The organism is Acetobacter oeni (assembly GCF_011516825.1).
Classification (GTDB): Bacteria; Pseudomonadota; Alphaproteobacteria; order Acetobacterales; family Acetobacteraceae; genus Acetobacter; species Acetobacter oeni.
Genome location: NZ_WOTA01000012.1, coordinates 108228 through 118333, shown reverse-complemented (window position 1 = coordinate 118333; position 10106 = coordinate 108228). Strand labels below are relative to the sequence as shown.

Here is a 10106-nt window from a genome sequence, read left to right as displayed (position 1 = left end):
AAAAACATCCCGCATCTCGTAATCCTGATTACGTCAAACCAGCCAATCGTGACATCATGAAACAGGTCGACGAAATCCTCGATTATGCCAATGACGTCTCACAACCTGACACATAAGGGTCATTCACCTGTTGAGAAAAGTCTGTGACTGCCAGTGTTGCGCCCGGTTTCCCGGAGCGCAAGCCGGCTTCCGGCCGGTGCGATCCGGGCAGGCTCTCCGGTTATCGGATCGTCAGCCACCGGCGGAGGCAGGCATGGTGACAGGGAAGGGCTCCGAAAGGGTGCGGCGCGTCTGCTGACCGGATGGCATGAAAGGCGGCGCATCTTTTTCACGATCGTGATGATTTTTCTGTCATGTATTGAATGTTTCCGGAAATAACTGTTTAACCTCCCCGGAGTTTACTCTCTGGTTCTCCTGACTGTCCCGGACGAAACCACCCTATGCCCATCCTGCATCCTTCGGTCCCTGCCCTGCGTAAACGCGGGCGCCCCGTAAAAGGGTCGCCGCTCGCGCGTGATGCCGTGCTCGGAGCCGCCATGGAGCATTTCGCCCGTTCCGGGTTTGAGGGTACGGTCCTGCGGGACATCGCACAGGATGCCGGCGTGGATGCCGCGCTGATCTGTCACCAGTTCGGCAGTAAGCTCGATCTCTGGAAAATCGTCGTCGATGAAATTGCCGGCAGGCTGGGCACCGCGCGCCAGGCTATCCTCGATCTGCATGACTGCGATCAGCCGAGTAATGTCAGAGTCCGCGCCGGGTTGTCGAATTTCATTGTCGCGAACTGCAATGTTCCCGAGTTCGCCAACTTTCTCTCCGACGGGATCAGCTCGGTTGGAGAACGCCGCGACTATATCATGCACAGCATATGGGACCCGTATCAGGAAGCCATGCTGCCCCTGCTCAGGGAGGCGCAGACTGAAGGATTCCTGCGGCAGGGCAATCCCGAGCTGACCCTGATGATGGTCATGGGTGCTATTATGCTGCCGCTGATGATGATTCGTCCCGCCGGCGCGGAGAGCCTTCAGGAACTCGCGGCTCTTAAGGTGCGGCTGGTCAGGAATGTCATTCCGATGTTTCTGCATACGGCATGACGGTTCCTGCTGTTCTGGCCTGTTGATAAGCAGACCGGTTTCCGGAGGCTGCCGGCCTTTGACGGGTATCAGGACAAAGCCCTGAGAAAGGCAGAAACTTTTAACAGGAACAGAGTCTTTGCAAACGGCTTGATTTTTTTAGCGGACCGGGCTGAAGGAGCCTGTGACCCCTTCAGTGCCGTGTTCCGGCTTCAGACCGAAGCCGCGTCGATCTGTTTCGTCCAGAGCGGCAGGTTGTAATAGTTGGTCACCCGGGCGATTTTCCCGCCACGCACTTCAAAAAAAGCGCCGACCGGCAGCACATATTTCTGACCTTTCGCCGGGGGAAGCCCCGCCTCGGTTTTCACATAGGCGCCGTGTACGACAAACTCAGCCGCGGCGCGCGCGCCGTCCGGCGTGGTCATGATGACCATTTCCTTCGACTCTTCCTTGTAATATCCTTCCATCTTTGAAAGGAATGTGCGGAATTTGTCGCGGCCGACCTCCTGTCCGCCCTGGTTGATGTCATGCACGACATCATCGGCGAGCAGAGCGAGCACAGCATCGTTGTCCTCGCGATTGAAGGCATCGTAATAGGCCCGGATAACTTTCTGTGTTTCTTCAGCAGACATGCGTTTTCTCTCTGATCAGCCTTCGGCGTTAATCGCGCCGGGTGTCGGAACATATTTCGGCCAGTCACGACAGTTGCGAACCGCGCCGTTTTCCTGAACCTCGGTCAGCGTCGCCGGATCGAGCGTGGCGTAAATCCAGCCGCCCTGGTCAAGGGGGCTCTCGGCGATCACGCCATCATCCGGAAAACCGCGATCGATCGGCCCGTAAATCCCGGCGCAGCCGTGGTTCTCGTCCAGTGTCGCCAGCCACGGTGCATCGCCCACCGTCGGTGATACCGCGACGAAGCACTGATTTTCCAGCGCCCGCGCCTCGGCCGAAATCCGCACACGGTTGAAGCCGTGCATGGAATCCGTGCAGGTCGGGACCAGAATCAACCAGGCTCCGGCCTCGACCTGAGCCCGCGCCAGCATCGGAAATTCGGAATCGTAGCAGATCGACGTGCCGATCTTCCCCCAGGGTGTTTCAAAAACACCCGGAGAATTTCCGGCTTTTACACCCCAGGACTCCGTCTCAAAACGGGTCATGACATGCTTGTCCTGAAAATAAATGGTGCCGTCAGGTGTAATCAGCGGCGCCCGGTTGCGCACGCCGACGGCCTTGGGGCGGGGCAGGGTGCCTGGCATCAGCCACACCTTATGCTTCACTGCCGCGTCGCGCATGACGGCGAGAATCTCGTCGCTATGGGCGCAGACCGCTTCCAGTTCGGCGTTCGGATCGGGCTTGTCCGTCAGGGCGCCGGCCACTTCCATGCAGGAATATTCCGGCATGAGCAGCAGATCGGCCTTCGGGGCGGCCTCGGCGACGAGCGCATCGAGATGCTTCGCGTAGTCCCCGACCGTCTCGCAGCGGGCGACCGGCCAGGCGAGGACAGCAAGGCGAAGGGTTTTGTTCATCAGGAGGTCTCTCCGTTCAGGAGCACGGCCGGAACCGGCCTGCCACGCAGGGATTTAATGAAGAAATCGAGCAGATGCGGCGTTTCGTCCGCGTCACCCGGCTCTTTCCAGTCTATGGTGCAGGTGACGCCCGGCAGCGGATGATAACCGCGTTTAGCCCAGAACGCATGCAGAGTTGTCGCGCCTTCGGGTTTCGCCGGATGGACGTCCGGGCGCCGCACGGAGCAGAACGTCGCGAAATCCGACCGGCTCGTTTCCAGCGCATGTTTTTCACGCTCATGGAAGAAGCGCACGCCCAGCCCGTGCCCGCGATATTCCTTCTGGAGAACGGATTCTCCGAAATAGAAGAAATCGCTGACCGGCAGGCCTCGTTTCTCAAACGGCGCGCGGATGGCCTCCATCTCATCGGCCATCGGCAGACAGGTGGACGCACCGATCACCTTCTCTCCGTCGCGTGCGAGAATGACCGCCGCGCCGGCGCTCTTTACGTAAAGCTGAAGATATTTCTCTTCATAGGCGACGTCTCCGTCGTACAGATATGGCCACTCACGGAACACCGTGATCCGCAGACGTGCCAGATCCGGCAGGAACGGCTCGATGGCTGTTCCGGTCATGGTTTCAACAGTAATGGACATTAGCTTTTTCCTCTGAGGACGGACTGCAAAGTCTCGCCCAGAAGCGCAGGACTTGAAGAGATGTGAACGCCCGCCGAACGCAGGGCGTCAATTTTGGCGGCGGCCGTGTCGTCACCGCCGGAAATCACGGCGCCGGCATGCCCCATCCGGCGCCCCGGAGGCGCTGTCTGACCGGCGACAAAACCGACGACCGGCTTGGAGGATCGGGCCTGTTTCAGGAATTCGGCTGCATCCAACTCGGAACGCCCGCCGATCTCACCGATCATGACGATGGAATCTGTATCAGGATCGGCCAGGAACATCTCAAGCACGTCGATAAAATCGAGACCTTTCACCGGGTCGCCACCAATGCCGACGCTCGTGCTCTGTCCGAGACCGAGTGCCGTCGTCTGCGCGACCGCCTCATAAGTCAACGTGCCCGAGCGCGAGACGATCCCGACATGCCCGCGCCGGTGCGCCGGCCCCGGCATGATCCCGATCTTGCATTCGTCCGGCGTAATCACACCGGGGCAGTTCGGTCCGACAAGTTTACTGGCCGATCCGTCGAGCGCATATCGCACGCGCACCATATCGAGCACTGGAATGCCCTCGGTGATACACACGATCAGAGGCATCTCCGCCGCGATGGCCTCCAGGATAGCATCCGCAGCACCCGCGGGCGGCACATAGATGACCGTGGCATCCGCGCCCGTCGCCTCGCGGGCTTCGCAGACCGTGTCGAACACAGGCAGATCGAGATGTGTCGTGCCGCCCTTGCCCGGCGTTACGCCGCCGATCATTTTCGTGCCGTAAGCCAGCGCCTGCTGCGCGTGGAATGTTCCCTGTGCGCCGGTAAAACCCTGCGTCAGAACCTTTGTTTCGCGATTGATCAGGATCGACATCAGGATTTCCTTCCCGAACGGACAGCGGCGACAATCTTTCGGGCGGCGTCTCCCAGGTCATCCGCGACGATCAGCGGCAAACCGGACTCTTTCAGCATCGTCAGGCCTTCTTCAACATTCGTCCCGGCCAGACGCACCACCAGCGGCACCTTCAGCCCGACCTCATGCGAGGCGCCGATCACGGCATCGGCGATCACGTCACAGCGCATGATGCCGCCGAAAATATTGACGAGTACGCCTTCGACTTTCGGATCGGCCAGAAGAATGCGGAATGCGGCTGCGACTTTCTCGCGGGAGGCGCCGCCGCCGACATCCAGGAAGTTCGCGGGCTGTTCGCCCTCGGCATTGATGATGTCCATCGTCGCCATTGCCAGTCCGGCGCCGTTGACCATGCATCCGATCGTGCCGTCGAGCCCGATATAGGACAGGCCGAACCGCGCCGCTTCCTGTTCGCGCGGATCTTCCTCGTTCTCGTCACGAAGATCCTCAAGATCGCGGTGGCGGAAGAACGCACTCTCGTCAAAGCTCATCTTCGCGTCGAGAGCCAGCAGATCGCCATCCTTCGTGACCACCAGCGGGTTGATCTCAACGAGCGACGCATCATAGGTCGTGAACGTATCGTAAGCCGCCCGCAGCACCTGAATGAACTGACGGATCTGCTTGCCGCGCAGCTCAAGCCGCACCGCCAGATCGCGCGCCTGCCATTCCTGGAATCCCATGCCGGGATCGATGGATGCCGTGAGAACACGCTCCGGCGTTTTCGCGGCGACGTCCTCGATGTCCATTCCACCATCCTGGGATGTCACAATGGTCAGGCGTCGTTTTTCACGATCGACCAGCAGCGAGAGATAGAGTTCCCGCCCGATCTGGCAGCCGGCCTCGACATAGAGCTTGCGCACCAGGCGGCCTTCCGGCCCGGTCTGCTTTGTGACCAGCGTGCGGTCGATCATCTCGCAGGCAAAGGTCTCGACCTCGCCGACTGAGCGGGCAAGGCGCACGCCGCCCGTGGCCGGCTCGCCGACATATTTTCCCGCGCCGCGTCCGCCGGCATGAATCTGCGCCTTGACGACGAAGACATCGCCCGGAAGCGACCGTGCAATGTCTTTCGCTTCAGCCGCGGAATGAGCGACATGCCCTTCCGGCACGGGCATCCCGCAGGATTTCAGCAGCGTCTTTGCCTGATACTCGTGAATGTTCATCAACAGTTCCTGAAATCTGCTGTTCAGGCAGCAGCAATATCGGCGACGATGGCGTTCGTGACTTTCTGCGCGTCAGCAGGAGAAAGTTTCACGACAAGCCCGCGATCACCGGCGTTGACATAAATATAAGGTCGTTTCATCGCCTGACTGGCGAGCACGACCGGAACAGATGTTACCGAACCAAACGGACTTGTGCCACCCGACTGATATCCGGTGATGCCGTGCGCCTTCTCCGGGTTCATCATCCTGGCATTGCGGCCTTCGAAAAGTGCTGCGACAGCCTTGAAGTTCACTTTCTGATCGACGGGCACAACGACACAGACCGGTATTTTTTTATCGACTTCGACAATCAGGGTCTTGAGCACATTTCCCGTATCTTCCCCGATCGATGAGGCCGCCTGCATGCCGATCAGACCGCCGCCTGGCGCGTAATCATAGGTATGAACCGAAAACGGAACGTTTTGCTCTGCCAGGAATTTCGTGGCATTCGTTTCTGTCGTCACGGCCCCTTGCTCCATATGGGTTTCCCCGGCAGCCAGTCGCGGCCGGCATCTCCATTAAATCAACAGGCGTTGAATAGAGGCCGGGTGCCGGAAACGTCAAGAGATGATACCTGTTCCGCGTAAAGAATCCCGCCGTGCAGAACGGGCGGTTTTCAGAGCAATGTCGCAAACTCCGCAAACAGGGACATGAGCCCCGCGTTTTCGGTGCGGAAACCGGGGCTGCCGTTACTTCGGCTCCAGCACCATCCGTCCGGCCATCTCCAGCACCACATCAGCCTGTGGACTGTGAATGCGCCCGCACAGCACATTGCGGTAATGCCGCTCCAGCGCATGATCCTGGCTCAGCCCCGGATTGCCCGTGACTTCCACGGCCCTGGCGACAGCCGCAATCGCGTTTTCCGTTACGAGACGCTTGATCTGTGAGGCTTCCGGTCCGTCCGATAATCCCATGTCTTCGCGAGTAAGTCCCCGTTCCAGCAGCGCCTCGTTCGCCAGCAGCATCCCGTCGATCTCACCGAGCACGGCATGGAAGCGTGGCAGCGTTGCCAGCGGCTGGCCCAGTGCCGATGGCACGCGGTCATGGAGAAATCCGATCAGCCAGTCGCGCGCGGATCGGGCCACGGCGTCATAGAGGGCCGCGATAAGGAGGGCGTGCCAGGTCGCGAGTCCGGGCGTTTCCGGGCTTCCGCTGTCGACCGGGATCAGATTGACCAGGTAGCGCTCCGGGATTTCGACATCGTCAAATACGAAAGTATCGCTTCCGGTCGCCCGCATTCCCATCTGGTGCCAGCTTTTCTCAATCCGCACCCCGGGAAGATCCAGCGGCACGAGGATCTGACCGATCCGGGGCATGGCTTCATCCGTCGCGCCCCATACAATTCCCCAGCGCAGAGCTGAAGAGCCGGTCGAAAAAATCTTCCGGCCGGTGAGACGCCAGATCCCGTCCCGCAGCCTGACCCGTGTTGCCGGAATACCGCCCCGCGACGGCGTGCCCAGTTCCGGCTCCACACGAAGCGCATTGATCAGCGCGCCATTCTGAACGATTGAGTCGAAGACCCCGGTCTTCACGTCCTCTGCCCAGGTGCGCGACAACGCGACACCGAGAGTCTGAAGATACTGCATCGCCAGAATCAAAGCCGTTGACGGGTCGCCGCCCGCCACTTGCGCCACGATCCTGGTCATCTGTCGCAATCCGATCCCGGCGCCCCCCTGCTCGCGAGGCACGGCCAGCGCGAGGAAGCCCGCTCTGTTCAGATCGTCCAGATTATCCGTCGCGATCTCGCCCGAACGATCATAAGCCGGTGCTCTTGCGGCAAACCGTGCGATCAGTTCGTCCGGGACGTCATGATGTTCTGTAGCCATCGCCCGCGATCCATCCGTCACAACTGTCTTTCCCGCATTGCTGCATGAGATACGGCGCGTCTTCGCCGAATGGCGGAAACAGCCTGTCGTTCATCGAACACATCCGGCGGCGGGACCGCAACCACGCTCCTGGCCGGGACGCTGAATTATTTTTGAAAGGGACGCCAGGGATGGCCGGTGCGCGAATGAACGGCAACGTCAGGTGCCGCGGATCGTCCGGGCATGCCTGGTTCGTACAACCCAGGCAGGTGTCGGGGTAAAGCGGAATATTCGCTTTAGCGGCAGACGCGCCGGGTATTATCGGAGGCGATGTAAGTCTGCGTGGCTGGATCGAAGCATGCGCTCTGCGCGCAGGCGTTGCCGGTCGAAAGCGGCTCCGGATACATGGTCGCGGCCATGGCATTGGCCTCGCGCGCTGCCGTGCCGCAAAGCGGCGTATCCATCGGCGCCGACGGGTCGTTGATCAGCGTGACATTTTCCGGCGGCGCCGTCTCGGCAACGGTGCCCGGCGGAAATTCCTGGGGTGGAATGCGCCCTGGTGGAGCGGAAGCCGCAGCCGGCGGCTGTTTCTGAGCGCATCCGGTCATGGCGAACACACTGAGAAAGGCCGCCAGAGTCATAGCTCCGGAGGCCGTGCGCCGAAGCTGACCGGAACATGCGGGTATCGCGCCGACAGAAGGTGCCGGATTATGATTCATCAGAAAACGAGCCATCGTGGCGACCCCGTCCGGGAACTGGAACAGACTGGCTGGCAGGTCCGCACCCCGGAGCACAGGGACCCGCCTGCCTGTAATCAGGCGTGACCGACAGCTTCTGCCTGAGCGAACTCGGAGCGGCGCGCCTGCCACAAAGCCACGAAATCGATTGGCTGCAGCACAACAGGCGGGAATCCGCCGTCACGGGTGACATCGCCAAGGATGTTCCGCGCATACGGGAAAATCAGACGCGGCACTTCCACCAGCAGCAGCGGCTCGACGAGCTCGGCAGGCGCGTTGTTCAGCGTCACGACGGCGGCATAGGTCAGCTCGGCAATGAAGACCTTGCGACCGGCCGGACCACCTTCGCTTGTCGGCGCTTCGTTGGCTTCGGTTTTGATGGTCAGGGCGACTTCAAAAACCGACTGATCATTCTGAAGGCGGTTTGCCTGCACGTCGATATTCACCGAAATCTGCGGGGCGGCCTGCAGAGCCGTGAAAATCTCCGGTCCGGAGGGAACTTCGAAGGACAGGTCTTTCGTGTACTGCAGATTGACGGCAAGCGGCAGAGCGGGGGGGACGCCCTGCGCACCCATCTGGCTGGAATCGGACATGTAGCTTTGGTTCCCTGTATTGATCCGGGGTGAATTCGGCTACCGCGCGGTAGCATGATCGCCAGGGTTCGCCAACCGCGTATCGAATGTGGCAGGGGTCTGCCCCCGTCGCGGAGCCCTGCCAGACGAAGGCCTCAGGGAGCGGGCAGGGGCTCCGTCGGGTCGATGCGGCGCCAGGACCCGTTTTCCATGCTGGCTGCGGTGAATGCGATCAGAAATCCCCAGTGGCTGACGACCAGCGTATTCCGCCAGTGCGGGCTCGCGCTCATTTCCGCCCGGAAGATCCTGGCCCGCTCTTCAACATTCTCCGGAGATTCGATCCCGGTGGTCCACCATGTTTCCTCCAGGCCGGAGAAATCCAGTTCCGGCCAGGCCAGCGCCAGCTGCGCCGGCGGCGACCCGACATCGCAGGAGAACGCGGCCCGTTCACGGATCAGCGGGTGGACGGAGGGCCTGAGCCCGAGCGCGCGTGCGACAGGGGCGGCGGTCTGCAGCGTTCTGGTAAACGGTGAGACAATAATGCGCTGAATGGTCTGTCCCGCCAGCGCCTGCACAAGTCCTTCGGCCTGGGTGTGGCCATGCGCCGACAGAGGCGGGTCGGCTATGCCGGGATCACGGCGGGTGGCGGTGAAAAGGCGGTTAAACTCGCTTTCGCAGTGTCTGAGAACAATCATGACCAGTCGCATATGGGAACTGAGGGGGGTTGTGCAATCGGTAAACGCCGGGTGTCCGCTCCGCTTCATCGGCGGCCGGGTGGCGGATATGAAGGATTCGCCGGGTGAATCAGGGGTAAGGTCATTGCGCCGCCCGGCAGCGCCCCCTATTCTGATAAGAGTTGTAAAATTTTTCATGCGGCCCGGCCCGTCCGGCGTCGTATCCTTATACTAATCTGGGTGGCATCGCAGATGGACGGTTCCCTCGGCCAGTTTCCGGTCGATATTGTTATCTTTGCTCTGATCGCGGGCTTTCTGGCCCTGCGGCTGCGTAGCGTGCTCGGAAAGAAAGTCGGGTTCCAGCCGATGCCGTCGCCGGTCTCATCGCCGCGAGAAGCCGAAGGTCCTGTCATTGAAGGGCGGGCCGAACCTGTCAGCACGCCTAAATTCGATATTCCGGCACCCGGCACCCGCGTCGGGCAGCAGCTGGCCGTGCTGGCCACGAAAGAGCGGGGCTTCACGCCTCAGCAGTTTCTCTCCGGTGTTGACGGGGCTTTTCGTCAGGTCGTGGCCGCCTATGCGTCCGGCGACCGCACAGTTCTCCGTGAGCGGCTGACTCCCACGGCGTTTGCGGCGTTTGACGCGGCCCTTACCGCGCGGGATGCGGCGGGCGAAGTTCAGAAAAGCGAAATGCGTGCGGTCAACAGCATTGCTATCGAAGATGTGAGGATGGAAGACGGGGCCGCGGGCACAGCCGCCGCCATCGATACCAAAATCATATCCGATCAGATCAGTCTGACCCTCGGGAAGGATGGCAAACCTGTCACCGGAACCGATTCCATCACGGAATTTTCCGATCTCTGGACATTCGAGCGGCTGCTCGGTGTTTCCGGTTCATCGTGGCGCCTCGCCGCGGCGCGGAGTGCGTGAAGCGCACCTCCCGTGTGCCGGACCTCGCGGAGACTGAA

12 protein-coding genes and 1 pseudogene are annotated in these 10106 nt (G+C 60.9%); 3 read left to right on the top strand and 10 right to left on the bottom strand.

All coding sequences use genetic code 11. The features are described from left to right. Positions 1-116 (top strand): annotated as a pseudogene (locus tag GOB90_RS19915) (IS481 family transposase); the annotation flags it as partial. Positions 117-440: 324 nt separating this feature from the next. Beyond that, positions 441-1091 carry a TetR/AcrR family transcriptional regulator gene (locus tag GOB90_RS19500; protein WP_146887677.1) on the top strand — a complete coding sequence of 217 codons (651 nt, stop codon included), beginning with the start codon at positions 441-443 and terminating at the stop codon, positions 1089-1091. A 191-nt stretch (positions 1092-1282) separates the two neighbouring features. Here the strand turns inward: GOB90_RS19500 and GOB90_RS09875 are convergent, their stop codons facing one another. From GOB90_RS09875 to GOB90_RS09830, 10 genes are all read right to left on the bottom strand, one after another. After that, on the bottom strand, positions 1283-1702 hold the full coding sequence (locus tag GOB90_RS09875; RefSeq protein WP_146887678.1) for a ketosteroid isomerase-related protein: 420 nt from the start codon (positions 1700-1702) through the stop codon (positions 1283-1285). 15 nt (positions 1703-1717) lie between these two features. Beyond that, positions 1718-2596, bottom strand: coding sequence for a carbon-nitrogen hydrolase family protein (locus GOB90_RS09870; RefSeq protein WP_146887679.1), 879 nt, complete (start codon positions 2594-2596; stop codon positions 1718-1720). Next, on the bottom strand, positions 2596-3231 hold the full coding sequence (locus GOB90_RS09865; RefSeq protein ID WP_146887680.1) for a GNAT family N-acetyltransferase: 636 nt from the start codon (positions 3229-3231) through the stop codon (positions 2596-2598). The genes GOB90_RS09870 and GOB90_RS09865 overlap by 1 nt, the downstream gene beginning before the upstream one ends. Further along, positions 3231-4112 carry a succinate--CoA ligase subunit alpha gene (sucD, locus tag GOB90_RS09860; RefSeq protein ID WP_146887681.1) on the bottom strand — a complete coding sequence of 294 codons (882 nt, stop codon included), beginning with the start codon at positions 4110-4112 and terminating at the stop codon, positions 3231-3233. The genes GOB90_RS09865 and sucD overlap by 1 nt, the downstream gene beginning before the upstream one ends. Then, positions 4112-5311: an ADP-forming succinate--CoA ligase subunit beta gene (sucC, locus tag GOB90_RS09855; RefSeq protein WP_146887682.1), complete on the bottom strand. Its 1200-nt coding sequence runs from the start codon at positions 5309-5311 to the stop codon at positions 4112-4114. Before sucC ends, sucD begins: the two co-directional genes overlap by 1 nt. Before the next feature lie 23 nt (positions 5312-5334). Then, complete coding sequence (gene ybaK, locus GOB90_RS09850) at positions 5335-5814, bottom strand: Cys-tRNA(Pro) deacylase (RefSeq protein ID WP_146887684.1); 480 nt, start codon at positions 5812-5814, stop codon at positions 5335-5337. Between the two features lie 225 nt (positions 5815-6039). Continuing rightward, a complete protein-coding gene (locus GOB90_RS09845) occupies positions 6040-7176 on the bottom strand; it encodes an acyl-CoA dehydrogenase family protein (protein WP_146887686.1) in 1137 nt (378 codons plus the stop codon). 275 nt (positions 7177-7451) lie between these two features. Further along, entirely contained in the window at positions 7452-7796 is a 345-nt protein-coding gene (locus GOB90_RS09840; protein WP_373322105.1) for a hypothetical protein, read from the bottom strand. 173 nt (positions 7797-7969) lie between these two features. Further along, complete coding sequence (gene secB / locus GOB90_RS09835; RefSeq protein WP_146887688.1) at positions 7970-8485, bottom strand: protein-export chaperone SecB; 516 nt, start codon at positions 8483-8485, stop codon at positions 7970-7972. A 134-nt stretch (positions 8486-8619) separates the two neighbouring features. After that, on the bottom strand, positions 8620-9336 hold the full coding sequence (locus GOB90_RS09830) for a histidine phosphatase family protein (protein ID WP_306309448.1): 717 nt from the start codon (positions 9334-9336) through the stop codon (positions 8620-8622). A 54-nt stretch (positions 9337-9390) separates the two neighbouring features. Between GOB90_RS09830 and GOB90_RS09825 the strand changes: the two genes are divergently transcribed. Continuing rightward, positions 9391-10068, top strand: coding sequence for a Tim44/TimA family putative adaptor protein (locus tag GOB90_RS09825; protein WP_146887690.1), 678 nt, complete (start codon positions 9391-9393; stop codon positions 10066-10068). The last annotated feature ends 38 nt before the right edge of the window (positions 10069-10106 follow it).